This window comes from Sediminimonas qiaohouensis DSM 21189, assembly GCF_000423645.1.
In the GTDB taxonomy this organism is placed as follows: domain Bacteria; phylum Pseudomonadota; class Alphaproteobacteria; order Rhodobacterales; family Rhodobacteraceae; genus Sediminimonas; species Sediminimonas qiaohouensis.
Window position 1 is genome coordinate 63,632 of record NZ_AUIJ01000010.1, and the last position, 22,279, is coordinate 85,910.

Genomic DNA, 22,279 nt, shown 5'->3' on the forward strand with positions numbered 1-22,279 from the left:
CAGTCATTGCTATCGCGCATGGGTGGAGCAATCAGCATTTCAGATCAATATCGGTGTTCCGTTGCTTGATAGGCGTATCCTATCAAAAAAACGCCCGCGGCTCAAACCACACCGGTGCCCGCGTGAGGTTTGGTCGCGGCCAGACCCGCCTCGTCCAGCAGCGCCTGAAGCACCGGCGTGTGCGGCTCGCGGTACGGGGCGACAAGGCCCACCGAGTGCCCCTCGCTACTTTGCAGGATCGGGATAATCCGCAACGCCTTGCCCGCGGTCAGGAACCGCGCCAGATCCTGCGGCAGGATCGTCGTCCAGCCGCCGTTTTCCACATGCGCGACCAGTACCACCGTGGAGTTCGATTCCATCCGTGCCTGCGGTGCCACGCCGGCATCCATGAAATTCTTGTTGATGATCCGCCGGTTCTGCATGTCGGGCGTCAGCAGGCACAGCTTCAGATCAGCCAGATCCTGCCACGTCACCGCATCACGTCCAGCCAGCGGATGATCGGGCCCGCACACCAGCGTGTATCGCTCGCGATACAGAAACGCGGTGGAAACGCGGCCCAATGGCTCGTTATCTAGATAGGAAATCCCCGCGTCGATATCGAGGTTCTCCAGCATCGTCAGGATCTCGGCCGAGGTGCGCGACAGGATCGTGAAATCAACGTTCGGGTGGCGCAGGTTGAAATCCGACGCCAGCCGCGACGCCCATGTCAACGCGGTCGGGATCACCGCGATCCGCAGATGCCCCGACAGGCCCTTGCGGGTATATCGCATCTCCTCGCGCAGCATGCGCGCATCGCCCACGATCTGCCGCGCCCAGACCAGCGCGCGCTGCCCCTCGGGCGTCAGCCCGCCAAACCGCGAACCGCGCTGCACCAGTTTGACGCCAAGCTGATCCTCAAGCTGCCGCAGCCCCGTCGAAAGCGTCGGCTGCGTCACACCAAGGCTGGCCGCCGCGCGGCCAAAGTGCTGCTCCTTGGCCAGCGCCATGAACATTTCAAGCCTGTTTATCATGGATAAACCGATAGCATCGCCTGGGCGGATTTCAATAGAAATCGCCTATTCATCCAGCGCATAGGTTTCAAGCACCCGCATCGGCACGATATCCAGCGCGCTTTGATGCGTCGCCGACAGCATGACACGCGGCGCGCAGCCCTCATCATGCGCCTGCAGAAACCGCGCCGCGCACAGGCACCAGCGGTCCCCGACCGACAGGCCCGCAAAGCCAAACTCGGGGCGCGGCGTGCTCAGATCGTTGCCGACATACTTGGAATAGGCCAGGAACTCGGCCGTCATCACGGCACAAACGGTGTGGCGACCGGTATCCTCGGCACAGGTGTTGCAATGCCCGTCCCGGAAAAAACCCGTCACCGGATCGTTTGAACATGGTACCAGGGCCTGCCCAAACACGTTGACCGACTCGAACTTGTGAATTTCCATCGGCTGCCTCCGTCTGTGATCGCACGCCGGACAGGTAATCCGGTGTGGGCAGGTAATCCAGTGTTCGCCACCTGACACAGGTTACCCGATAATGGTCTTGTCGGCCATGCCGGGGGGCATGAACGGCCTTGAGCGGATGAGGTGGATGAATGAGGGGCCGCGCAGTGCCCGACCGCCGGGTGGGCGCTGCGCGGCGGCGCGCAAGCGCGCCTCTATTCCGCGCATTGGCGCCAAGCCTGAACGGCAACAACAGCCCATCCCCCCCTTATGTCAGATGTCGAACACCAGGCGGCCCGATACGCCATGATGAGGGCAGTGATACTCACCGAAACCTGTCGCGCAGCTTCTCCAGCGGGCTGCGGCGATCCGGCTGCGGCTCGGACTCTGGCTTCTGCTCTGGCTGCGGCGCGGACTTGTCCGGGCGCCCCGGCGCCCCTTCGCCGCCGCCCGACCGCGCCGGCGCCGTCCGCCGCGCCACCGCGTTCAGGAACTTCGGTGCCTCCCCCGCCGCCAGGTCGGGCGCGCCGTCGCTTATCCCGCGCAGCAGGTCGTCCAACCACTCCTGATCGGCGCGGGCAAAATCGCGCAGCACGTATTGCGCCACCGCGTCCTTGTGCCCCGGATGCCCGACCCCCAGGCGCACGCGCCCGAACTCGGCCCCGATATGCGACTGGATCGAGCGTAGCCCGTTATGCCCCGCATGCCCGCCGCCCCGCTTGAACCGCACCTTGCCCGGGGCAAGATCCAACTCGTCGTGAAACACAATCACGTCCGCCGGCGTCAGCTTGTAGAACCGCACCGCCTCGCCTACCGATTGCCCCGACAGGTTCATGAAGGTCGCAGGCTTAAGCAGCACCACCTTCTCGCTGCCCAGGCGCCCCTCGGCGACATGGCCTTGGAACCGCGCGCGCCACGGGCCAAACCCGTGGTCGGCGGCGATCCGGTCGACCGCCATGAACCCGATATTGTGTCGGTTTCCGGCGTATTTGGCCCCCGGATTGCCCAACCCAGCGAAGATCAGCATGCGCATATTCCCTTGCCTGAACCGGGGCAGTCCTACCGCGTTTCGGCGCGGTTTTGAAGCACCCCCGCGCCCCCGCGCACGCAAAAAGGGCGCGGCCCTTGTCGGTGCCGCGCCCCCACTGTCCCCCGCAAGCGGGGATCGGCGGTGATCAGTCTTCGCTGCTCTCGCCGGTGTCTTCGGCGCCTTCGGCCTCGGCCTCTTCGCCTTCTTCCTCTTCGTCATCCGCCGAACGCAGGCTGGACGGCGCCGATACGTTCGCGATCACGAAATCGCGGTCGATGGTCGGCTTGGCGCCCTTGGGCAAGTCCACGTCGGAAATGGTGACGGTGTCGCCGATCTGCAGCTTGGACAGGTCCACGGTGATGCTCTCGGGGATGTCGCCGGCGGTCACGCGCAGTTCCACCTCGGGACGCACAACCGTCAGAACGCCGCCCGCCCGCAGGCCGGGGCAATCCTCTTCGCCGACGAAATCGACATGGATGAACAGGTTGATCTTCGTGGTGCGGCGCAGGCGCATCAGGTCCAGGTGCGTCGGCAGGTCCTTGACCACGTCGCGCTGCACATCGCGGCAGATCACGCGCACATCCTCGTGGCCGTCAACCTTGAGGTTGAACAGGGTGGACTTGAACCGCCCATCCTTCAGCTTCTTGATCAGCGCGTTATAAGGGATGTTGATCGGCAGCGGATCGCTGTCGCCGCCGAATACGATACCCGGAACCATGTGCGCGCGGCGCGCTGCACGAGCGGCGCCCTTGCCCGTCCCCGTGCGTTCCTGGGCGTGAAGATCAGGAATTTCTCCAGCCATGTCAGTCTCCATATATTGGGGCGGGCATCCTCCAAGGCTGTATGCCCGCGTTAAGGTGTGCGCGTATAGACCAGACAACCGCCATTGGAAAGAGGGCGCAGCGGGTTTTTTCTGCACCCCCGGCCGCATCACCCCAACAGGTGCCCGCCCGCCTCCATGATCCGCGCATGCAGCGCGAAATCATTGGCCCGCGCGCGCCGCAGCTGCGCCTCCACCTGCGCACTGATCGGCGCCTCCGCCCCGGGCGAGACATTGCGCTGCGACACCTCGATATCACGGCCCGTGCGCTCCTCCATGAAGCGGTGGAACACGCCCAGCTTCTCATAGGCGAACAGATGCTCGACATGCACCCCGCCATCACCCGAGGACAGGAACGCAAACTGACTGCCGATATCGGCATAGGTCGGCGGCGCGTCCGAAATCGCGGCCAGCACGAAACTGTCGAAATCAAGGCCCGCCGCGCTGCGCGGGGTGCCTTTGCGCTCGGGGCGCTGGCGGTATCTGTACCAACTGCGCAAATGCTCCAACGGATCGCGCATCACCGCCACCCGCTCCGGGCGCAGCCCGTGCACCTGCGCCAGGTAGGGCGCAAAATGCTGCTCATAGGTGCGCAGGTTCATATGCTTGAGATGCCCCTTATGCGCCATCACGATATCGGCGCGCGAGCGCAGCGAGACATGATACGCCGTGCTGCCGGTCTTGGGCACCGCGAACAAGGTCAGGTTGGCATCGACAAAGACAAGCATCGCGCAAGGGTCCCTCAAGACATCCCGCGCACCCTGCCGCCCCCGCGCCCCGCCATCAAGCCCGAAACCGCCCACAGTTTCTTCTGGCAGGAAATATCCCGGGGGAATCGCCGACAGGCGATGGGGGCAGCGCCCCCTCACCGCTTAGCCGCCCGGGCGTACCGCCGCTACTGCCAGCGCCCCTCGAAATCCTCCGGGACCAGCAGGATATCGCGGTCCAGCTCGTCGATCCGCCGCCGTCCGCATAGCGCCATGGACACGTCCAGCTCCTTGTGGATCACCTCCAGCGCGCGGGTCACGCCCGCCTGCCCCATCGCGCCCAACCCATAGGTAAAGGCGCGCCCGATATAGGTGCCCTTCGCCCCCATCGCCACGGCCTTGAGCACGTCCTGCCCCGACCGGATGCCGCTATCAAGATGCACCTCCACCTTGTCGCCCACCGCGTCCAGGATCGCCGGCAACGCCCGGATCGAGCTAAGCGCACCATCGAGTTGCCGGCCGCCGTGGTTCGACACCACGATCGCATCGGCCCCGACTTTGAGCGCCATCCGCGCGTCGTCGGCATCAAGGATACCCTTCAGGATCACCTTTCCGCCCCATTGCTCCTTCAACTTGGCGATCTTGTCCCAATCCAGCGATGGATCGAACTGCTCGCCTGTCCACGCCATCAGCGACGAAGGGTCGGACACACCTTGCACATGTCCCACGATATTGCCGAAATCGCGCCGCTTCGCGCCCAGCATCCCGATCCCCCAGCGCCACTTCGTCGCAAGGTTCATCATCGTCGGAATAGTCAGCTTGGGCGGCGCCGACAGCCCATTCTTCAGATCCCTGTGCCGCTGCCCCAGGATCTGCAAATCCAGCGTGATCACCAACGCCGAGCAATTCGCAGCGCGGGCGCGCTCGATCAGCCGGCTCAGGTAATCCTGATCTTTCATCGTATATAGCTGGAACCAGAACGGCGCGCTGGTGGCCTCGGCCACCTCCTCGATCGAGTTTATCGACATCGTCGATAGGGTGAACGGCACCCCGAACGCCTCGGCGGCGCGGGCCGCCTTGATCTCGCCATCGGCGCATTGCATCCCGGTCAGGCCCACAGGCGCCAGCGCAACGGGCATCGCCACGTCCTGCCCGACCATCTGCGTCGCGGTCGACCGGCCCGTCATGTCCACCGCCACCCGTTGCCTCAACCGGATATCCTCGAAATCGCTGGTGTTCTCGCGGAACGTCTGCTCGGTCCAACTGCCGCTTTCGGCATAATCGTAAAACATGCGCGGCACGCGGCGCTGATACAGGCGTTTGAGATCGTCGATATTGGTAATCACGGGCATGTCTCTGGCCTTTTCGGGCTGAACTGGTCTGAATTTGTTACCCGTTCGGGGGTTTCGCTGCAACGCAAAAGCGCCGTTGCACACGCTCCGCCGCGCGCTAGCATGGCGGCGGCACTGACAACACGGAAACTGGCAACACGGAAAGGGCCCAGCGATGTATTTCGACGATCTGCCCGTTGGCTACCGCTTTGAAACCGGCGCGCGCACACTTGATCTGGAGGCGATCACCGGCTTTGCCGGCACCTGGGATCCACAGCCCTTCCACGTCGATGCCGAGGCCGCCGCCGCCTCCCCCTATGGCGGCATCATCGCCAGCGGCTTTCACACCCTGCTCACCGCCTTCGCCCTGACGCTTGAGGCGGACGTGTGGAACGAGGCGTCGATGGGCTCGCCCGGCATGGACGATATCCGCTGGCGCCGCCCGGTGCGCCCCGGCGACACCCTGCGCGTGCACGCCGAGGTGATCGCCGCCGCCCCATCGGCCTCGCGCCCCGACCGCGGACGTACCACGATCCGCTATGACGTGCTCAACCAGGATGACGAGCTGGTCATGCAATACAGCGCCACTCATATCCTGAAAAGAAAATATGAGAGCGACTCGCAATAGCCTTGCAATCCCGCTCCGAATGATGGAGCGTGCCGCCAACTCAGCAACCCGAAAGGCGCCCCCATGAACATCATCCTGATCGGCGTTCTGGCCAGCCTCGGCGCCGGGCTGATGACAGGTGTCGGCGCCATACCGGTGCTGTTCGGCAAACACATCAACCGACGCAACAACGACATGATGCTGGGCTTCGCCGCAGGGGTGATGATCTCGGCCTCGTTCTTCTCGCTGATCCTGCCGGGGATTGAGGAAGCGACCGATATCTACGGATCAATCCCCGTCGCGGCGCTGCTCGCCGCCGCCGGGATCGCGGCCGGCGCGGCCTTCGTCGCCGGCCTCAACGAATCGCTGCCGCACGAGCATTTCATCATCGGCCCCGAAGGCGCCGACCCAGGCGCGCTGCCCCGGATCTGGCTGTTCATCATCGCCATCACCATCCACAACTTCCCCGAAGGCATGGCCGTCGGCATCGGCTTTGGCGGCGGGAACATGACCAATGGGCTATCCCTGGCCACCGGCATCGGCCTGCAAAACGCCCCCGAGGGGCTGGCCGTGGCCCTGGCCTTGCGCGGCCAGGGATACGCCCGGCTGGCATCCTTCCTGATCGCGCTGGCCACCGGCATGGTCGAGCCGGTCGGCGGCCTCTTGGGCATCGCGATGATCAACGTTTCGGTCTACGTGCTGCCGCTGGGCCTGACCTTCGCCGCCGGTGCGATGCTCTATATCATCAGCCATGAAATCATCCCCGAGACCCACCGCTACGGCCACCAGAAATGGGCCACCACCGGCCTGATCGTGGGGCTGATCCTGATGATGATGCTCGACGTCACACTGGGCTGAAAGGCCGCAAGGGGGCGCTGCCCCCATCGCCTGACGGCGATTCCCCGGGATATTTAGGGCCATAAGAAACATCCGAGCCACGCATCCGGACACCGCCCTTCATCTTGCCCAAAATACTCCCGCCGGAGGCGCCCGAGCCGGCGCCCGCAGGGCAAAGGCGAGACATGATCTGGTGCGGCGCAGCCGCGCGCCGCTGGATACGGCCAGCGTTCAAGCGCGATGTGCGCCGCCCGACAGGCCCGCGACGAAGTTCAGCACCTCGTTCACCGGGCGACCCTTGGCCAGTTCGCCCACGATGGCACTGCCCACCACGCAGCCATCCGCGACGCCCGCGATCGCCTCGGCCTTTTCGGGCGAGTTGATGCCAAAGCCCACGATCACGGGCAAATCGGTCTGCGACTTGATACGCGCCACCTCGGGGGCCACGTCGGCGGCTTCGGCCTCGGCCGATCCGGTGATCCCGGTGATCGACACGTAGTAGACAAAGCCGCTGGTGTTCTCCAGGACCTTGGGCAGGCGCTTGTTGTCGGTTGTCGGCGTCGCCAACCGAATGAAGTTCAGCCCCGCCTTGGCCGCCGGAATGCACAGCTCCTCATCCTCCTCGGGCGGCAGGTCCACCACGATCAGCCCGTCGATCCCCGCCGCGCGCGCATCGTCCAGAAACCGAGCGACGCCGCGGTTGTAGATCGGGTTGTAATACCCCATCATCACGATCGGCGTCGTGTCATCGCCCTTGCGGAACTCGGCCGCCATGTCCAGCGTCTTTTGCAGGGTCTGCCCCGCCGCCAGCGCCCGCTGACCCGCCAACTGGATCGTCGGCCCGTCGGCCATCGGATCGGTGAACGGCATGCCCAGCTCGATCACGTCCACGCCTGCACCCGGCAACCCCTTCACCAACTCCAGCGAGGTGTCGTAATCGGGGTCCCCCGCCATCACGTAGGCAACGAAAGCTTTCTTGCCCTGCGCGCGCAGGTCGGCGAATTTGGCGTCGATACGGGTCATGTTGCTGGTCCTTGCTGATCGGCTCGCCCCGATGTGCCGCAAAAGCGCGGCAAACTCAATCGCTGATGCACGCCGCCCCCGCCCTTGTCATGCCCCGCCCCCCGCATTAAGAGCGGCGCAAACCAAGGAGGGCGCGACATGGGTTTCAAAATGGGCATCGTCGGGTTGCCGAACGTGGGCAAGTCCACATTGTTCAACGCGCTGACGCGCACTGCCGCCGCGCAGGCGGCGAATTTCCCGTTCTGCACGATCGAGCCCAATGTCGGCGAGGTCGCCGTGCCCGATGCGCGCCTTGACACGCTGGCCCGCATCGCCGGCTCGAAAACCACGATCCCCACGCGCATGACCTTTGTCGATATCGCCGGCCTGGTCAAAGGCGCCAGCCGCGGCGAGGGGCTGGGCAACCAGTTCCTGGCCAATATCCGCGAGGTCGACGCCATTGCCCACGTGCTGCGCTGTTTCGAGGATGGCGATGTCACCCATGTCGAGGGCCGCGTCGATCCGGTGGCCGATGCCGACACGATCGAGACCGAGCTGATGCTGTCGGACATGGAAAGCATCGAGAAACGCCTCGCCGGGCTGGCCCGCAAGATCAAGGGCGGCGACAAGGATGCCGTGCAACAGGACCGTCTGCTGCGCGCCGCGCTCGACGCGCTCAACGATGGCCGCCCCGCCCGCACCGTCGCCGTGGACGAGGACGACGCCAAGGCGTGGCGGATGCTGCAACTGCTGACGGCCAAGCCGGTGCTCTATGTCTGCAACGTGCCCGAATCCGACGCCGCCACCGGCAACGCCCAATCTGAGCGCGTCGCCGAAATGGCCGCCGCGCAGGGCAATGCACATGTCGTGATCTCGGCCCGGATCGAGGAAGAGCTGTCGCAGCTCGACGCCGAGGAAGCGGCGATGTTCCTCGATGAAATGGGCCTGCAGGAGCCGGGGCTGGATCGTCTGATTCGCGCGGGCTACGAACTGCTGCACCTCGAGACGTTCTTTACCGTCGGCCCCAAGGAGGCCCGCGCCTGGACCATCCCCACCGGCACCCAGGCCCCCAAGGCCGCCGGCGTGATCCATGGCGATTTTGAGCGCGGCTTCATCCGCGCCGAAACCATTTCCTTTGATGATTTCATCGCCCATAACGGCGAACAGGGCGCCAAGGAAGCGGGCCGCATGCGCGCCGAGGGCAAGGCCTATGTTGTCAAGGACGGCGACGTGCTGCACTTCCTGTCCAACACCTGAGCGAAGGGGCGCCGGCAAAAGGCGGCCCGCCGATGCGCTGCGCCCTGCGCGCGCTATTTCGTGCAGGGCGCTGTATGAGATGTCCGCTCAAGGCCAGTACCATCCACGTATTGAGCAGCAGCGAACGCCCGGTCAGGCCCGCCGCCGCGCCTCGATCCGGTTGGTCAACCGGCCACCGCCCGGTGCAGCAGGATCGTTGGCGCCGCCAATCGCGCGCCGGGCCGGGTCAGTCTTGCTCCCGCGCATCTTCGACGCCGGGCAGGGCGTCGCCGATCAGGTCTTCGATGAACAGGCCCAGCAACTGGGCCCGGCCCGAAACGCCCGCCTTGCGGTAGATCGCGTTGGACTGCGCCTTGACCGTCCCTTCCGAGGTATTGCGTAGCCGCGCAATTTCCTGCGTGCTCAGCCCCTTTACCGAGAACAGCGCCACGTCGCGTTCCGCCGGGGTCAGCCCCCAATCGCGGAACTGATCGTCAAGAAGATCCATGAACGCGCCAGACGCGGCGCGCAGCCGCCCTTCGACCCGCCGGTGACTGCGCAGGGTGTGGGCCACAGCCAACCCGCCGAACCCCACCCCCGTGACAAGGCCCAACGCCGCGCCAAGTTCCATGACCTCGCGCAGGTGCCAGCTCATTGGCGCGACATTCAGGCCCAGGATGGTCACAACAATGTCCGAGACGAAAAACAGGGCGCAAGCGACCTGGATAACGAAGAACAAGATGACCAGCGGCGGAATCAACATGGGGCAACATGACATGCGTGAGATTGCTTCAACCTGAACGCCCGCGGGTCAATCGCCATCGCCGCCATCGCCGTCACCGTCGCCATCGCCGTCACCTCCGTCGCCGTCTCCATCTCCTCCTTCGCCATCCCCACCGTCACCGTCACCGTCGCCGCCATCACTATCGCCGCCGTCGCTATGACCCGCGCCGCTGTCGCCGCCGCCATCCGCGTCGCCATCGCCGAAAATCGCATCGCCCAGAATATCCACAAGGCCCTTGCCCGGCTCCGCATCAGTGGCACGCGACATGTCTCGCAAGACCTCTCCGGTATTGGGGTTGACGACGATGACCCGTGTCATGTTGCCCTTGCGCGCCTCGAACCGCGCGCGCCCCAGCAATGTGCGCGACATGTCGATATCGCGATATCCCTGCGCGCTCAGTTGCCGCTCAACCGAAGCCCGCAACGTTTGGGCATGCGCAGAGGATACCAGCAACGCGAGCATCATACCGGAAACGAACAGAACCAATCGCGTTGCCATCTCTTCTCCTGTCACGAAGACCCGCGCCCTGAAATAGGCGCGGGTCATTTCCCTTTCACTCATGCGACCGCAGGCGCCGCCTCAGTCACTATCGCCACCGTCGCCATCACCGTCGCCGTCACCGTCGCCACCGTCACCGTCGCCACCGTCGCCGTCACCGCCATCGCTGTCGCCACCGTCGCCATGGCCGCCATCGCCACCGTCGCCATGGCCGTCATTGTCACCCGAATCATCGCCGCCATGATCATCGTCGCCGTGATCATCGTCGCCGTGATCATCGTCGCCGTGATCGTCACCGTGATCATCGTCGCCGTCGTTGTCGTCATCGTCACCTGCGCCGGCGGTGCCTGCGGTGCCAGTCCCGCTCGCCGAGGCTGTGGCGACACCGCCTTCGAACATGTCGCGCCCTGAAACACTGGTTCCCGTAGCGGCCCCCGTTCCGGTCGTGGCATTCGCTGCGTCGGCGGCTCCGGTTGCCGTTCCTGTCGCAGTGCCCGTCGCCTGTGCCTGCGCCATGGCCGAGCTGGCCATCACAAGGGCCGTGGTCATCATCAAAATGCGTTTCATGTCGTGTTCCTTTCACGTGTCTGGGATCAACCCGAAACGCAGGTCGCGTTCCGGCTGTCTCAACACGCCACATGGCTGTGCATTCATCCATTGACCCGGAGTTTAGCAATCGTGGCATAAACCCAACAAATAAATCCATAAACTCAGGTTTATGCGGCCAAGGACGCCTACCGCTCAGGCCCGTCGCCGCGCTTCAACCCGGTTTGCCAGGCCATCCACCGCCCGGTGCAGCAGGATCGTCAGCGCCGCCACCACCAGCACGACCGCGAACATCAGATCGATCTTTGCCCGCCCATTGGCCAGCAGCATCAGGTAGCCAAGCCCACGCGACGCGCCGACCCATTCCCCGATGATCGCCCCGATCGGCGCATAGACCGCCGCCAGCCGCAGCCCCGACAACAGCCCCGGCAAGGCCGCGGGCACCCGCACGCACCACATGATCCGGCCCGGCCCAGCGCCCATCACCCGGGCCTGCTCGACCCATCCGCGCGGGGTGGACACCAACGCGTCGAAAAACGCCGAGGTGACGGGGAAATAGATAATCAGCAGCGCCATCGCTATCTTTGCCGCCAGCCCATAGCCGAACCATAGCGTAAAGATCGGCGCCAGCGCGAAAACCGGCACCGACTGGCTGAACACCAACAGCGGCCGCACCATTCGCCGCGCCGAGGGCGACAGGGCAAGCCCGATCGCCGTGATCCAGCCAAGCACAGCCCCAAGGGCCAGACCGATCAGCACCTCCGCAATCGTCACAAGCGCGTTCTCGGCCAGCAGCGCGCGGTTCTCCCACAACGCGCCCGCCACGCGCACCGGCCCCGGCAGGATGTAGGGCGGCGGGCCAAGCACCACGATCGCCCCCTGCCAAAGGGCAAGGCCAAAGAGAACCGGCAAGGCACCCCGCAGCCCCCTCATGCCGCATCCAGCAATAACCGAGTGAGCCGGCCAGTAAGGGCCAGCGTATCATCGGCATCCGGCGCACGCGGAAAGGCGCGCGGCGCGCCCGCCGGCACCTCGGACACTCCCGCTGGCGTCAGCAGCACGATATGCTCGCCCAGCCGCGCCGCCTCGGCCGGGTCATGGGTGACGTGCAAGACGGTCCGCCCGCGTAGCTCGGCCGCGGCCAGCTCCTGCATCCGCGCGCGGTTGGCCACGTCGAGCGCCGAGAACGGCTCGTCCAGCAGGACAACGGGGCAATCCTCGAACAGGGTCCGCGCCAGCGCCGCGCGCTGCCGCTGCCCGCCCGACAGCGCATGCGGCTTGCGCCCCGCCAGACCGTGCAGCCCGACCCGTTCCAACAGCCGCGCCGCGCCCGCGTGACCCCTTCGCTCGCGCCGCAGCCGCGCGCCAATAGTGACGTTGTCGCGCGCCGTCAGCCACGGCAACAGCAGGTCCGACTGCGCCATCAACGCCACCCGCCCGGCCAGCGGCGCGCCATCCCCGGCCTCTGCCGTTCCGTCCAGCAGCAGGTCATCGCCCAACCCGGCAAAGCAATGCAGCAGCGTCGATTTACCCACCCCCGACGGGCCCAGCAGGCAGGTCCACCGCCCCGCCGCCACGCTTAGCGACATTGGCGCCAGCACCTGCGCCGCGCCCGACAGAACCCGCCCCGAAAACCGCAGGCCCGGCGGCGCGGTCACGGCCTCAGCCCCATATCCCAAAACCCGATCTCAAGGCGCGTCGCGGTGGTAAACGTCCGGCATAGCTGCGGCCAGCGCGGGCTGCCTTGCGGCGCCGGGCCCAACCGCCGCTCTGCCGCGCCATCGATCAGCGCGCCAACATCGGCGCATAGCGCCTGGTACTCAGCCCCGCCATAGGTGCCGATCCACTCGGCATAGGGCGCACCCCCGGCCTGCGCCGCCAGCCGCGCGCCGATCTCGCCATAGCCAAGCACACAAGGCGCCAGCGCCGCCAGCAGATCCATGAAGTCGCCCGAATGCCCGGCATCCAGCACGAACCGCGTATAGGCGAGGTTCTCGGCCCGCTCCTCGGCCTCGACCAATGCCGCCTCGTCTATCCCGGCGGCGGCGCAGGTGCGTACATGCAGGCGCAACTCGTCATCGATCAGGGCCTTGGCCGTCGCCGCGCAGGTCCGCATTTGCGCGACGGTTTCGGCCTTTGTCACCGCCAGCGCCCAGGCGCGCGAGAAATGCAGCAGGAAGATGTAATCCTGAACCAGGTAATGCAAAAAGGCCGCACGCGGCAGGCTCCCATCGCCCAACCCGCGCACGAAATCGTGCCGGACATACCCGGCCCATGTTTCGCCCGCGGCCTCGCGCCAATGCTGAAACGTGCGGCCATAGCTCATCCGTCCGCCCCCGGCATAATGGCAAGGCCCGACACCGGCCGCACCGCATCGATCAGGCCCGCGCCGTACAGGAATTCCTCGAATCGCACATAGCGCCCCGGATCAAGCGCCGCAGGGCGCAGCGCGAACCGCGGTAGCGTGTCGGCCCATGCCCGCGCGTTCAGCTCGTCGTCCAACTCCCTGGAGGTGGCCGCGAATATCTCCCAGCTGTCCTGTGGATGGTTGACGATGTATTGAACCGCCTCCTCGGTCGCGGCAAGGAACCGCTCGACCTGACCCGCATCCATATGCGCAGGGTTCGCAACGTAGATCAGCTCGTCATAGGGCGGCACGCCCTCCTCCTCTGGGTAAAAACAGCGCCCCTCGACGCCTTCGATCTCCATCTGGTTCAGCCCGAAATTGCGGAACGCGCCGATCACCGCATCCACCTGCCCCGACATGAGAGAAGGCGACAGGGACCAGTTCACATTGACCAACTCGATATCCGCCATTCCCAGTCCGGCGGGCTCTAGCATCGCCGACAAAAGCGCCTCCTCGACGCCGGCGACCGAAAAGCCCACCTTGCGCCCTTCCAGATCGGCGATCTCCGCGATCGGGCCGTCCTTGCGCACCAGAAGGCAGTTGAGCGGCGTCGCGACCAACGTGCCAACCCGCCTGAGCGGTAGCCCCTCGGCCACCTGCAGGTGCAGTTGCGGCTGGTAGGAAATCGCCAGGTCCGCCTTGCCGGCGGCGGCCATCTTAGGCGGATCGGCGGGATCGGCGGGCGCTATGATCTCGACCTCAAGGCCCCGCTCGGCAAACAGGCCGGTTTCCTGCGCGATGATGATCGGCCCGTGATCGGGGTTCACGAACCAATCCAGCGCGACGGTCATCTTATCCTGCGCCAGCGCGGGATGCGGCAATAATAGAAGGGCAAGAAGCAGTTTTTTCATGGGGTCTCTCCAGTAGGGCCGCCAAGGGCGACAAGGGTGATCTCGCCGTCCCACCGGGCGGCAAGACGTTCCGCGGCAGCCCAGGACCGAAGCCCTGAGCGACAGCAGAAAACAGCGCGTTGGCCCGGCGCGGGGCACGGCCCGCCGGGGCCAAAGGCATCCGGTGGCAGGCGCTCTGCGTCGGGCCGTACAAGCGGGCCTTCCGATGGCGCGCGCAGGTCAACCACGTAATCGCCTGCGCCGATCTGCGCCGGGTCGATGAACCGCGGCTGCCATTGCGGCTCGGGCGCGCCGTCAAAGCGAAAGCCGCCAAAACGGTGCGTGGCGGCATCGAAACTTGCGATCCGGCCCAGTGGCGTTTGCGCCATCCCCACCGCCACGGCCAACGCCATTTGCGCCTGAAGGCTGCCGATCACGCCCACCACCGGGCCCAGAACGCCATCCTCGGCGCAGGACCCAAGGCGCTGCGGCAGGTCCGGGAACACCGCGCGCAGCGACGGCGCGCCGCCGCAAAACCCGCCCGCGTACCCCGCGCAGCCGATGACGGACGCACTGATTAGCGGCAGGCGGCGCGCGTGGCACAGGTCCGACAGGATGTAGCTGACCGCAAAGCTGTCGGCACAGTCCAAAACCATATCGGCCCCCTGCGCCAGCGCCGCCGCATTCGCCGGGCCAAGCGCGCACGTCAGCGGCTCAACCCGGCAATCGGGGTTAAGCCCGTCCATCGCCCGCGCCGCCTGCTCGGCCTTGGCCAGGCCGATATCGGCGCCGCGAAACAGCGTCTGGCGGTGCAGGTTGCTTTCCTCCACCCGGTCGGGGTCCACCAGCCGGATATGCCCGATCCCGGCGCCCACAAGGTATTGCAGCACCGGCGCCGCCAGCCCCCCCGCGCCTATGATCAAGGCCGTCGCCCGACGCAGGCGGGCCTGCCCCTCGGCGCCCATCTCGGGCACTGCGGCCTGCCGGGCATAGCGGCTCATCGCGTCACCTCGATCCAGTCGCGTATCCGCCCCTCAGGATCGGGGTTCAGGGTGATGTCGGTGGCAACCGAAACCACGTCGGCCCCGGCGGCAAACGCCTCCGCCGCGCGCGCGATGTTCAGCCCGCCAATAGCCACCAGCGGCATATCGCCCACGCGCGATTTCCATTGCCGGACACGGTCCAGCCCCTGCTGATGCCATTTCATCTTCTTCAGGATCGTCGGCCAGACCGGCCCAAGCGCCACGTAGTCGGGATCGCACGATAGCGCGCGCTCCAACTCCGCCTCGTCATGCGTCGAAATACCCAGCCTAAGGCCCCCCCGGCGGATCGCGCGCAGATCGGCGGTAGCCAGATCCTCCTGCCCCAGATGTACCCAGTCGCAGCCCAGGTCGAGCGCCGCGCGCCAGTGGTCGTTGACCACCATCACCGCCCCCGCCGCGCGACAAAGATCGCGGCTGCGCGCCAGACTTGAACGCAATTCCGCCTCCGGCAGGTCCTTCAGGCGCATCTGCACCAACCGAACCCCAAGCGGCAGCGCCCGCTCAAGCCACGCCGGATCGTCGAAGATCGGGTAGAAACGATCGCGCATCATTCCAGCTCCGCCAGTCCCAAAACGGGCGTCGATGGCGCGGCCATGTCGCGCGGCTCCATCGGGTCGGCCTCATGGGCCAGCCGCCCCGCCTCCAACGCGCGCGCGAAACCCTCTGCCATCGCCGCCGGGGCGCCCGCCTTGGCGACCGCCGTATTCAACAGCACCGCGTCGAACCCCAGCTCCATCGCCTGCGCCGCGTGGCTGGGCATTCCAAGCCCTGCGTCGATCACCATCGGCACGCCGGGAAACTGCGCGCGCAGCGTGCGCAGGCCATAGAGGTTGTTCAAACCCCGTCCCGTGCCAATCGGCGCGCCCCAGGGCATCAGAACCTCGCACCCGGCCTCAAGCAACCGGCCGGCCAGGATGCCGTCCTCGGTCATGTAGGGAAACACCCGGAACCCGTCCTCGCACAGGATGCGCGCCGCCTCTATCAGGCCGAACGGGTCGGGCTGCAGCGTGTCCTCGTGGCCGATCACCTCAAGCTTGATCCAGTCGGTGCCAAACAGCTCGCGCGCCATGTGCGCGGTGGTAACCGCCTCGCGCACGCTGTGGCAGCCGGCGGTATTGGGCAGAACCGGCACGCCCAGCCCTTCGATCATGTCCCAAAACGCGCCGCCGTCGCCGCCCGCCGCCTCGCGCCGGACCGATACGGTCGCCACGCCCGCACCCGAGCGGTGAAACGCCTCGGCCATGATCGCCGGCGAGGGGTATTGCGCCGTGCCCAGCATCAGCGGCGAGGCGATTTCGACACCATAGAAAACCGGCATTCTACCCCCCCTGCCTTGGTGCCAGAATCTCCAGCCGGTCACCCTCGCAAAGCGCATGATCAGCGCGCATGGCGGCGGGCACGAATTCCCCGTTCACCGCCGTGGCAACCCGCGCCGCGCCATAGCCCAGCTCGTCCAGCGCCGCCGCCAGCTTTTCCGCCGCGATCTGGCTGCTCTCTCCGTTGACGGTAATCCTCATTGCAAAAACTCCGATGTATTCCCCTCAAGCACCCAATCCGCCGTCATCCGCGCCAGCGCGGGCGCCAGCAGATAACCGTGCCGAAACAGGCCGTTGACATGAATGCGATCCTCCTGCCGAACGATGCGCGGCAGGTTGTCGGCAAAGGCGGGCCGGGCATCGGCGCCGATCTCAAGCACCTGCGCCTCGGCCAGCCCGGGATGCAGCGCATAGGCCGCGTTCAAGAGCTCCACCACCGAACGCAAGCTCGCCGGGCCGCGCCCTTCGCTTTCGATCTGGGTGGCACCCAGCATGTAGATGCCATCACCGCGCGGCACGATATAAAGCGGATGTCGCGGATGCAGCAGGCGCACGGTGCGGTTGATGCCGACGCCCGGCGCGCGTAGAATCGCCATCTCGCCCCGCACCCCGCGCAGGCCCGGCAGCCGGTCGCGGGCGGCAAGGCCACGACAGTCGATTATCTGGCCCTGCGGCGGGGTCGCGCGCTCGATCCGCACACCGCGCGCAGCCAGGGTCCGTTGTAGCGTCTCAAGCGCGGCGCGCGGGTCCATATGCGCCTCGCTGGCAAAATGCAGCGCGCTGGCAAACCTGTCAGGCAGCTCCGGCTCAAGCGCGCCAACCCCCGCGCGGTCAAGCGTCTCGTGCCCCCCGGTGCGCCGCGCGAACCGGTCAAGCTCGCCGCGGTCGCGGTCCAGTGCCACAACCAGCGTTCCCGCCTGCGTCACCGCCGCGCCCGCCGCCTGCCACCACGCCGCCGCCTCGCGGCCAAGGCGCACAACCGGCTCTTCCGCCGTCTCGCCCTCGCACAAGGGCGCCAGCATCCCCGCGGCCCACCACGAACACGCCAGCGGTCCCGGTGCGCCCTCCGGGTCGATGAGGCGCACGCGCGCCCCCCGCGCCGATAGCTCCGCCGCGACAGACAGCCCCGCAACCCCGGCGCCCAGGATGGTCGCGTCAATATTCATGTCCAAACCTCGTGAAAATGATGCACCGGGCCATGCCCGCGCCCCACGCCAAGCGCATCCGCCGCCGCGATCGCCCCGTGCAGCCAGCCATGCGCGCGGCCCACGGCATCCTGCGGCGCCGCGCCCTTGGCCAGTTCCGCCGCGATCGCCGACGATAGCGAACAGCCGGTGCCGTGGGTGTTGCGCGTGCTTAGCCGGGGCGCCTCGAACACCGCCGTGCCTGCCGCGCTTATCAGCGCATCGCGGCAAACCGGCCCCGCCGCGTGTCCGCCCTTCATCAAAACCGCCCGCGCGCCCAAATCGCGCAGCGCGCTGCCTTGCGCCTCGACAGCGCCCGGCGTGTCCGCCTCCTCGCGCCTCAGCAGCCGCGCCGCCTCGGGCAGGTTGGGGGTCAGGATCGTCGCGCGCGGCACAAGGGTGCGCGCAAGCGCCGCCACCGCGTCATCGGCCAGAAGCGCATCGCCCGACTTGGCAACCATCACCGGGTCCAGCACGATCGGCCCTTCGTAGCCCGACAGCGCCTCGGCCACGGCCTCGATGATGCCGGCATCGCCCAACATCCCGATTTTGACCGCGTCCACCTCGATATCGGCCAGGACCGACGCGATCTGCGCCGACACAAGGCCAGGCGGCAGCATCCGGGCGGCCTGAACGCCGGTTGTGTTCTGCGCCGTGATCGCGGTGATCGCAGTCGCGGCATACACGCCGAGCGCCGAGGCCGCCTTGATATCCGCCTGGATACCGGCGCCACCGCCACTGTCGGATCCTGCGATCACGAGTATTCTGGAAATGTTTCCCATGTCCTCCTCCGGTTGCGGGCAACGGCAAAGAGGACAAAGAAAGCGGGCGATATGCGCGCTCAAGCTCCGTTCCCTACGCCGGTATTGCCCGGATCAGGTTCGATGGGTTGGCGCATGCGCCTCTCAGCCCCGGTAAGGGCACCCCAACGGATTTGACGAAACGGTAACGGATGTGCACGGAGCCTGCAACCGCATCCTGTGCATGGGCCTATTGCGACCCCTGCACGAGCGGTCGACAAGCCGCGCATCGACGGGCCGCGGTGCGGCGATCCTGCGCTGGTGTGGGGCACTTTATGCCCGCCAAATTCGAATAAGCGCAGAGCAATGCGCCCAGCCCAGCCAAATCGCCGTGCCGTCACGCCAGAGGCGCGCCGATGAAGGGTGGCGCCCCTTCGGGGCGACGGACGGCCCGGCGATGCGCGGCGCCCTGCGGGCGCTATTCCGCGCAGGGCGCTGTGGCCAAAGGGCCGATCAAAGCCAGCGCACCCACTTCTCGAATAGATCCGAACGCTCAGCGCCCCTCGGGGGCGCCTTCCATGTCGAAGCCCAGGTGCCGAGCGACGGTGTAGATGTCCTTGTCGCCGCGCCCGCACATGTTCATTACCAGGATATGATCGGCCGGCAGATTGGGCGCGATCTTGGCGACATGGGCCAGCGCGTGGCACGGCTCCAGCGCCGGTATGATCCCCTCCAGCGCGCAAGACAGCTGGAACGCCTCCAGCGCCTCGGCATCGGTGATCGACACGTATTCGGCCCGGCCGGTATCGTGCAGCCAGCTATGCTCGGGCCCGATGCCCGGATAATCCAGACCTGCGGAGATGCTGAATCCTTCCAGGATCTGGCCGTCATCGTCCTGCAACAGGTACGTGCGGTTGCCATGCAGGACCCCCGGACGCCCCCCGGTCAGCGACGCGCAATGCTCCATCTTCGCGTTCACGCCCTTGCCGCCGGCCTCGACCCCGATGATGTTCACCGATTTGTCGTCAAGGAACGGAAAGAACAGCCCCATCGCGTTCGAGCCGCCGCCGATCGCCGCTATCACCGTGTCGGGCAGGCGGCCCTCGCCCTCCTGCTCGGCCAGTTGCCAGCGCACCTCCTTGCCGATCACTGACTGGAAATCGCGCACCATCGCCGGATAGGGATGCGGCCCCGCCACCGTGCCAATGCAATAGAACGTGTCATGCACGTTGGTCACCCAGTCGCGCAGCGCGTCGTTCATCGCGTCCTTCAGCGTGCCGCGCCCCGATGTCACCGGCACCACCTCGGCACCCAAAAGGCGCATGCGGAACACGTTTGGCGCCTGCCGCTCGACGTCATGCGCGCCCATGTAGACCACGCATTTCAACCCGAACTTGGCGCAGACCGTGGCTGTCGCCACGCCGTGCTGCCCGGCGCCGGTCTCGGCGATGATGCGCTTCTTGCCCATCCGCCGCGCCAGCAGGATCTGCCCCAGCACGTTGTTGATCTTGTGCGCGCCGGTATGGTTCAGCTCGTCGCGCTTGAGGTAGATCTTGGCGCCGCCGAAATGCTCGGTCATCCGCGCGGCGTAATAAAGCGGGCTGGGCCGGCCCACGTAATGCGTCCACAGATCATCCATCTCGGCCCAGAACGACGGGTCGGTCTTAGCCGCCTCGTAATGCTCTTCCAAAGACAGGATCAGCGGCATCAGGGTCTCGGACACGAACCGCCCGCCGAAGTCGCCGAAGCGGCCCTTTTCGTCCGGGCCGGTCATGAAGCTATTGAATAGGTCGTTGGACATGGCTCGCCCCCTTCGGGTCACACTGATCTGGCTTTGACGTGAATATGGGGTGCACAGGCGTTTTTCCAGCGGTTTTTGATGCCGCCCGCACAAGCCGGGCACGTGCCTGTCCGTCGGATGGCGCCGCAACGAATGAGCTGGTCACTTTATCGCGCCACGCACCTCCACGCTATCAACGGCAGCGCCACACCTCCAAAGCGCCAGCCCGCCGGAACGGGCAGGCGCTCGCCCGGCGCCTGTCGGCGCTATTCGGGCGGGGCCAGCCTCCCCTACCCCAGCAACCGCTGCGCCACTTCGCCGCTGGCGTGGGTGATGCGCCCGCCGGCCATCGTCAGCCCGACGCGCCCGGCCGGGTCCAGCACCACCAAATCGGCCCGCAATCCGGGTCTCAGCGCGCCGCGGTCCTGCAGGCCCAGCGCCCGTGCCGGACCGGACGACACCAGCGCCCATGCCTCGGGCCAGCCGACCTGCCCGGCCAGTGCGCGCGCTGCCTGCAACGGCGCCGGGTAATGGTAATCCGACGCCAGCGCATCGCACAGCCCCGCCGCCACCAACTCCCCGGCGCTGACCCGCCCGGTATGCGAGCCGCCCCGCACCACGTTGGGCGCGCCCAGCACGATCGCATCGCCCGCCGACCGCGCCGCGCGCGCGGCCTCTTCGGTTTCGGGAAACTCGGCCACGTCCACACCGCGCGCCTGCCACGCCGCGCGCGCCGCACCAGTGCGGTCGTCATGACTACCCATCCGCACACCCGCCGCCCCAAGCCCAGCCGCCAGCGCATCCAGCGCGGCGGGCACCGCGCCCCCCTGCGCATGCAGCGCGCGCAGCAGCCCCAGATGCGCCTCGGGGCTGCGCCCACCCTTGAGCGCCTGCCCCGTAAGGCGCGGCGGCCGCTTGCCCCGGTCCAGCGCGTCATGCGGCAGGTGATCGTTGAACACCACGTACCCCACCCCGTACCGCTCCACCGCATCCGCGAAGGCGCCGTAATCATCCAGCATATGCGTCTCGAACCGTAGCTGCGCGCGCATGTCGGTGCCGACCGCCTCGTAGTGCTCCAGCGCCTCAAGGAACCTTTGCGCGAACTCGGGGCCGCGCATGCCGCCCTCCCAGCTCCAGAATTGCGCCAGAACGGCGGTGGTGATGCCGCATGCCGCCAGTTCCGCCTCAACGGCGGCCAGTCCCGCGCCCAAATCGCGCACCGCCCCCCGGCGCGGCGCAAGGTGCCGTTCGAACCCGTCGCCGTGCATATCCACGATCCCCGGCAGCACGGTGCAGCCGGGCAAGTCCACCGCGCGCCCCTGCGGCGCCTCGGCGATCACCCCGTCCGCCAGCGCCAGCGCCCCCGCCCGCAGGCCATCGGGCCACAGCACCCGCGCCCCAGTCAGTGTCAACGCCACGCTCATCTCTGGTCCGGCAGCTCCATCACCGCCTCCCCGTAGCTCAGATCGTGATCGAACGCGCCCGTGCGCAGGAACCGCTCGACCTGCGCGATCACCAGCGGGCTGTTCATCATGAACGTATGCGTCACCGGCAGCACGATATGATCGGCCATCCCCTCCACCCGGGTCGAGGCGACCGACACCTTGCCATCGTCCGGCCCCTCGATCATGGCCGAGAAGACGGGGCTGATTGATCGGTTTCCCGCGATCACGCCCAACTCGAAATCGACGGGCGGCAAATGCGCAGGCAGCCCCCGCGCGCCGGTCCCAAGCTGCTGCCCCGCCGGCCCGTTCAGCCACGCGAACGCCTCCAGATCGCCCAACTCGTCCACCAGTTCGGCCCCCTGGTTCGGCGGCGCCAGCATCACCACCCGGCCCAGCGCCCCGGGCCGGCTTCCAACCAGCCAATAGCGCGTCAGGATCCCGCCCATCGAATGCGTCACGATATGCGTGCGTTCGCCCCCGCAGCGCGCCACCGCACGCGGCAATACGTCGGCGGCAAGGCTTGCGATCGTCGCCTCGGTCGAGGGGTAGCCGGGCCGCACCACGCGGTAGCCCTTGCGCTCCAACACCTCCTCCATCAGCAGGAAAGACGCCTGCGTGCGCGCCAGCCCATGCAGCAACACAACGCAATCCGCCGCCGCCACGGCGGGCCAGAACATCAACAGGGCAAGGATCCATTTCATGG

26 protein-coding genes and 1 riboswitch are annotated in these 22,279 nt (G+C 66.8%); of the genes, 3 read left to right on the top strand and 23 right to left on the bottom strand.

What is annotated here, in order from left to right:
* Positions 1 to 101 precede the first annotated feature (101 nt).
* The 6 genes from G568_RS0110105 to G568_RS0110130 form a co-directional block, all read right to left on the bottom strand.
* Positions 102 to 1,010 carry a LysR family transcriptional regulator gene (locus tag G568_RS0110105; RefSeq protein WP_026757920.1) on the bottom strand — a complete coding sequence of 303 codons (909 nt, stop codon included), beginning with the start codon at positions 1,008 to 1,010 and terminating at the stop codon, positions 102 to 104.
* A gap of 45 nt (positions 1,011 to 1,055) precedes the next feature.
* Complete coding sequence (locus G568_RS0110110; protein WP_037373997.1) at positions 1,056 to 1,436, bottom strand: DUF2237 family protein; 381 nt, start codon at positions 1,434 to 1,436, stop codon at positions 1,056 to 1,058.
* Between the two features lie 322 nt (positions 1,437 to 1,758).
* A complete protein-coding gene (gene pth / locus G568_RS0110115) occupies positions 1,759 to 2,460 on the bottom strand; it encodes an aminoacyl-tRNA hydrolase (RefSeq protein WP_026757922.1) in 702 nt (233 codons plus the stop codon).
* A 148-nt stretch (positions 2,461 to 2,608) separates the two neighbouring features.
* Entirely contained in the window at positions 2,609 to 3,265 is a 657-nt protein-coding gene (locus G568_RS0110120) for a 50S ribosomal protein L25/general stress protein Ctc (protein ID WP_026757923.1), read from the bottom strand.
* Positions 3,266 to 3,393: 128 nt separating this feature from the next.
* The gene (locus tag G568_RS0110125; RefSeq protein ID WP_026757924.1) at positions 3,394 to 4,011 is read right to left on the bottom strand and encodes a hypothetical protein; all 618 of its coding nucleotides are present in this window, start codon (positions 4,009 to 4,011) and stop codon (positions 3,394 to 3,396) included.
* A gap of 167 nt (positions 4,012 to 4,178) precedes the next feature.
* Positions 4,179 to 5,342: an alpha-hydroxy acid oxidase gene (locus G568_RS0110130; protein WP_026757925.1), complete on the bottom strand. Its 1,164-nt coding sequence runs from the start codon at positions 5,340 to 5,342 to the stop codon at positions 4,179 to 4,181.
* A 154-nt stretch (positions 5,343 to 5,496) separates the two neighbouring features.
* Here G568_RS0110130 and G568_RS18645 point away from each other — a divergent pair, with 154 nt between their 5' ends.
* Together G568_RS18645 and G568_RS0110140 are read left to right on the top strand one after the other, a co-directional pair.
* Positions 5,497 to 5,949 (top strand): MaoC family dehydratase, encoded by a 453-nt coding sequence (locus G568_RS18645; protein WP_037373998.1) that lies wholly within the window; start codon positions 5,497 to 5,499, stop codon positions 5,947 to 5,949.
* A 63-nt stretch (positions 5,950 to 6,012) separates the two neighbouring features.
* Positions 6,013 to 6,786 carry a ZIP family metal transporter gene (locus tag G568_RS0110140; protein ID WP_026757926.1) on the top strand — a complete coding sequence of 258 codons (774 nt, stop codon included), beginning with the start codon at positions 6,013 to 6,015 and terminating at the stop codon, positions 6,784 to 6,786.
* A 210-nt stretch (positions 6,787 to 6,996) separates the two neighbouring features.
* Here the strand turns inward: G568_RS0110140 and trpA are convergent, their stop codons facing one another.
* On the bottom strand, positions 6,997 to 7,788 hold the full coding sequence (trpA, locus tag G568_RS0110145) for a tryptophan synthase subunit alpha (protein WP_026757927.1): 792 nt from the start codon (positions 7,786 to 7,788) through the stop codon (positions 6,997 to 6,999).
* Between the two features lie 138 nt (positions 7,789 to 7,926).
* Here trpA and ychF point away from each other — a divergent pair, with 138 nt between their 5' ends.
* Positions 7,927 to 9,024 carry a redox-regulated ATPase YchF gene (gene ychF, locus G568_RS0110150; protein ID WP_026757928.1) on the top strand — a complete coding sequence of 366 codons (1,098 nt, stop codon included), beginning with the start codon at positions 7,927 to 7,929 and terminating at the stop codon, positions 9,022 to 9,024.
* Positions 9,025 to 9,250: 226 nt separating this feature from the next.
* Here the strand turns inward: ychF and G568_RS0110155 are convergent, their stop codons facing one another.
* The 16 genes from G568_RS0110155 to G568_RS0110230 all read right to left on the bottom strand — a co-directional run bounded on the left by G568_RS0110155 (position 9,251) and on the right by G568_RS0110230 (position 22,277).
* Positions 9,251 to 9,766, bottom strand: coding sequence for a helix-turn-helix transcriptional regulator (locus G568_RS0110155; protein WP_037374000.1), 516 nt, complete (start codon positions 9,764 to 9,766; stop codon positions 9,251 to 9,253).
* 48 nt (positions 9,767 to 9,814) lie between these two features.
* Positions 9,815 to 10,285, bottom strand: coding sequence for a hypothetical protein (locus G568_RS20575; RefSeq protein ID WP_026757930.1), 471 nt, complete (start codon positions 10,283 to 10,285; stop codon positions 9,815 to 9,817).
* 81 nt (positions 10,286 to 10,366) lie between these two features.
* Positions 10,367 to 10,852: a hypothetical protein gene (locus G568_RS20515; protein WP_026757931.1), complete on the bottom strand. Its 486-nt coding sequence runs from the start codon at positions 10,850 to 10,852 to the stop codon at positions 10,367 to 10,369.
* A gap of 174 nt (positions 10,853 to 11,026) precedes the next feature.
* Entirely contained in the window at positions 11,027 to 11,764 is a 738-nt protein-coding gene (locus G568_RS0110170) for an ABC transporter permease (protein WP_026757932.1), read from the bottom strand.
* Positions 11,761 to 12,489 (bottom strand): ABC transporter ATP-binding protein, encoded by a 729-nt coding sequence (locus G568_RS0110175; RefSeq protein ID WP_026757933.1) that lies wholly within the window; start codon positions 12,487 to 12,489, stop codon positions 11,761 to 11,763. The genes G568_RS0110170 and G568_RS0110175 overlap by 4 nt, the downstream gene beginning before the upstream one ends.
* Positions 12,486 to 13,157 carry a TenA family protein gene (locus G568_RS0110180; protein WP_026757934.1) on the bottom strand — a complete coding sequence of 224 codons (672 nt, stop codon included), beginning with the start codon at positions 13,155 to 13,157 and terminating at the stop codon, positions 12,486 to 12,488. The genes G568_RS0110175 and G568_RS0110180 overlap by 4 nt, the downstream gene beginning before the upstream one ends.
* Positions 13,154 to 14,089, bottom strand: coding sequence for an ABC transporter substrate-binding protein (locus tag G568_RS0110185; protein ID WP_026757935.1), 936 nt, complete (start codon positions 14,087 to 14,089; stop codon positions 13,154 to 13,156). Before G568_RS0110185 ends, G568_RS0110180 begins: the two co-directional genes overlap by 4 nt.
* Positions 14,086 to 15,069, bottom strand: a complete 984-nt coding sequence (locus tag G568_RS0110190) for a HesA/MoeB/ThiF family protein (RefSeq protein WP_026757936.1) — start codon at positions 15,067 to 15,069, stop codon at positions 14,086 to 14,088. Before G568_RS0110190 ends, G568_RS0110185 begins: the two co-directional genes overlap by 4 nt.
* Complete coding sequence (locus G568_RS0110195) at positions 15,066 to 15,662, bottom strand: thiamine phosphate synthase (RefSeq protein ID WP_026757937.1); 597 nt, start codon at positions 15,660 to 15,662, stop codon at positions 15,066 to 15,068. Before G568_RS0110195 ends, G568_RS0110190 begins: the two co-directional genes overlap by 4 nt.
* Entirely contained in the window at positions 15,659 to 16,429 is a 771-nt protein-coding gene (locus G568_RS0110200; RefSeq protein ID WP_026757938.1) for a thiazole synthase, read from the bottom strand. Before G568_RS0110200 ends, G568_RS0110195 begins: the two co-directional genes overlap by 4 nt.
* A gap of 1 nt (position 16,430) precedes the next feature.
* Positions 16,431 to 16,628: a sulfur carrier protein ThiS gene (thiS, locus tag G568_RS0110205; RefSeq protein ID WP_026757939.1), complete on the bottom strand. Its 198-nt coding sequence runs from the start codon at positions 16,626 to 16,628 to the stop codon at positions 16,431 to 16,433.
* On the bottom strand, positions 16,625 to 17,593 hold the full coding sequence (locus G568_RS0110210) for an FAD-dependent oxidoreductase (protein WP_026757940.1): 969 nt from the start codon (positions 17,591 to 17,593) through the stop codon (positions 16,625 to 16,627). Before G568_RS0110210 ends, thiS begins: the two co-directional genes overlap by 4 nt.
* The gene (gene thiD, locus G568_RS0110215) at positions 17,590 to 18,393 is read right to left on the bottom strand and encodes a bifunctional hydroxymethylpyrimidine kinase/phosphomethylpyrimidine kinase (protein ID WP_026757941.1); all 804 of its coding nucleotides are present in this window, start codon (positions 18,391 to 18,393) and stop codon (positions 17,590 to 17,592) included. The genes G568_RS0110210 and thiD overlap by 4 nt, the downstream gene beginning before the upstream one ends.
* A gap of 53 nt (positions 18,394 to 18,446) precedes the next feature.
* Positions 18,447 to 18,549, bottom strand: a riboswitch (TPP riboswitch).
* Between the two features lie 355 nt (positions 18,550 to 18,904).
* Positions 18,905 to 20,152 (bottom strand): tryptophan synthase subunit beta, encoded by a 1,248-nt coding sequence (gene trpB / locus G568_RS0110220; protein WP_026757942.1) that lies wholly within the window; start codon positions 20,150 to 20,152, stop codon positions 18,905 to 18,907.
* 269 nt (positions 20,153 to 20,421) lie between these two features.
* Entirely contained in the window at positions 20,422 to 21,555 is a 1,134-nt protein-coding gene (locus G568_RS0110225) for an alpha-D-ribose 1-methylphosphonate 5-triphosphate diphosphatase (protein ID WP_026757943.1), read from the bottom strand.
* Positions 21,552 to 22,277 (bottom strand): esterase/lipase family protein, encoded by a 726-nt coding sequence (locus G568_RS0110230; protein ID WP_026757944.1) that lies wholly within the window; start codon positions 22,275 to 22,277, stop codon positions 21,552 to 21,554. Before G568_RS0110230 ends, G568_RS0110225 begins: the two co-directional genes overlap by 4 nt.
* Between the last annotated feature and the right edge of the window lie 2 nt (positions 22,278 to 22,279).

What these genes read in the sequence shown, in the direction of transcription:
- G568_RS0110105 (WP_026757920.1), bottom strand. Translation starts at nt 1,010, where the DNA reads ATGATAAACAGGCTTGAAATGTTCATGGCGCTGGCCAAGGAGCAGCAC.
- G568_RS0110110 (WP_037373997.1), bottom strand. Translation starts at nt 1,436, where the DNA reads ATGGAAATTCACAAGTTCGAGTCGGTCAACGTGTTTGGGCAGGCCCTG.
- pth (WP_026757922.1), bottom strand. Translation starts at nt 2,460, where the DNA reads ATGCTGATCTTCGCTGGGTTGGGCAATCCGGGGGCCAAATACGCCGGA.
- G568_RS0110120 (WP_026757923.1), bottom strand. Translation starts at nt 3,265, where the DNA reads ATGGCTGGAGAAATTCCTGATCTTCACGCCCAGGAACGCACGGGGACG.
- G568_RS0110125 (WP_026757924.1), bottom strand. Translation starts at nt 4,011, where the DNA reads ATGCTTGTCTTTGTCGATGCCAACCTGACCTTGTTCGCGGTGCCCAAG.
- G568_RS0110130 (WP_026757925.1), bottom strand. Translation starts at nt 5,342, where the DNA reads ATGCCCGTGATTACCAATATCGACGATCTCAAACGCCTGTATCAGCGC.
- G568_RS18645 (WP_037373998.1), top strand. Translation starts at nt 5,497, where the DNA reads ATGTATTTCGACGATCTGCCCGTTGGCTACCGCTTTGAAACCGGCGCG.
- G568_RS0110140 (WP_026757926.1), top strand. Translation starts at nt 6,013, where the DNA reads ATGAACATCATCCTGATCGGCGTTCTGGCCAGCCTCGGCGCCGGGCTG.
- trpA (WP_026757927.1), bottom strand. Translation starts at nt 7,788, where the DNA reads ATGACCCGTATCGACGCCAAATTCGCCGACCTGCGCGCGCAGGGCAAG.
- ychF (WP_026757928.1), top strand. Translation starts at nt 7,927, where the DNA reads ATGGGTTTCAAAATGGGCATCGTCGGGTTGCCGAACGTGGGCAAGTCC.
- G568_RS0110155 (WP_037374000.1), bottom strand. Translation starts at nt 9,766, where the DNA reads ATGTTGATTCCGCCGCTGGTCATCTTGTTCTTCGTTATCCAGGTCGCT.
- G568_RS20575 (WP_026757930.1), bottom strand. Translation starts at nt 10,285, where the DNA reads ATGGCAACGCGATTGGTTCTGTTCGTTTCCGGTATGATGCTCGCGTTG.
- G568_RS20515 (WP_026757931.1), bottom strand. Translation starts at nt 10,852, where the DNA reads ATGAAACGCATTTTGATGATGACCACGGCCCTTGTGATGGCCAGCTCG.
- G568_RS0110170 (WP_026757932.1), bottom strand. Translation starts at nt 11,764, where the DNA reads ATGAGGGGGCTGCGGGGTGCCTTGCCGGTTCTCTTTGGCCTTGCCCTT.
- G568_RS0110180 (WP_026757934.1), bottom strand. Translation starts at nt 13,157, where the DNA reads ATGAGCTATGGCCGCACGTTTCAGCATTGGCGCGAGGCCGCGGGCGAA.
- G568_RS0110185 (WP_026757935.1), bottom strand. Translation starts at nt 14,089, where the DNA reads ATGAAAAAACTGCTTCTTGCCCTTCTATTATTGCCGCATCCCGCGCTG.
- G568_RS0110190 (WP_026757936.1), bottom strand. Translation starts at nt 15,069, where the DNA reads ATGAGCCGCTATGCCCGGCAGGCCGCAGTGCCCGAGATGGGCGCCGAG.
- G568_RS0110195 (WP_026757937.1), bottom strand. Translation starts at nt 15,662, where the DNA reads ATGATGCGCGATCGTTTCTACCCGATCTTCGACGATCCGGCGTGGCTT.
- G568_RS0110200 (WP_026757938.1), bottom strand. Translation starts at nt 16,429, where the DNA reads ATGCCGGTTTTCTATGGTGTCGAAATCGCCTCGCCGCTGATGCTGGGC.
- thiS (WP_026757939.1), bottom strand. Translation starts at nt 16,628, where the DNA reads ATGAGGATTACCGTCAACGGAGAGAGCAGCCAGATCGCGGCGGAAAAG.
- G568_RS0110210 (WP_026757940.1), bottom strand. Translation starts at nt 17,593, where the DNA reads ATGAATATTGACGCGACCATCCTGGGCGCCGGGGTTGCGGGGCTGTCT.
- thiD (WP_026757941.1), bottom strand. Translation starts at nt 18,393, where the DNA reads ATGGGAAACATTTCCAGAATACTCGTGATCGCAGGATCCGACAGTGGC.
- trpB (WP_026757942.1), bottom strand. Translation starts at nt 20,152, where the DNA reads ATGTCCAACGACCTATTCAATAGCTTCATGACCGGCCCGGACGAAAAG.
- G568_RS0110225 (WP_026757943.1), bottom strand. Translation starts at nt 21,555, where the DNA reads ATGAGCGTGGCGTTGACACTGACTGGGGCGCGGGTGCTGTGGCCCGAT.
- G568_RS0110230 (WP_026757944.1), bottom strand. Translation starts at nt 22,277, where the DNA reads ATGAAATGGATCCTTGCCCTGTTGATGTTCTGGCCCGCCGTGGCGGCG.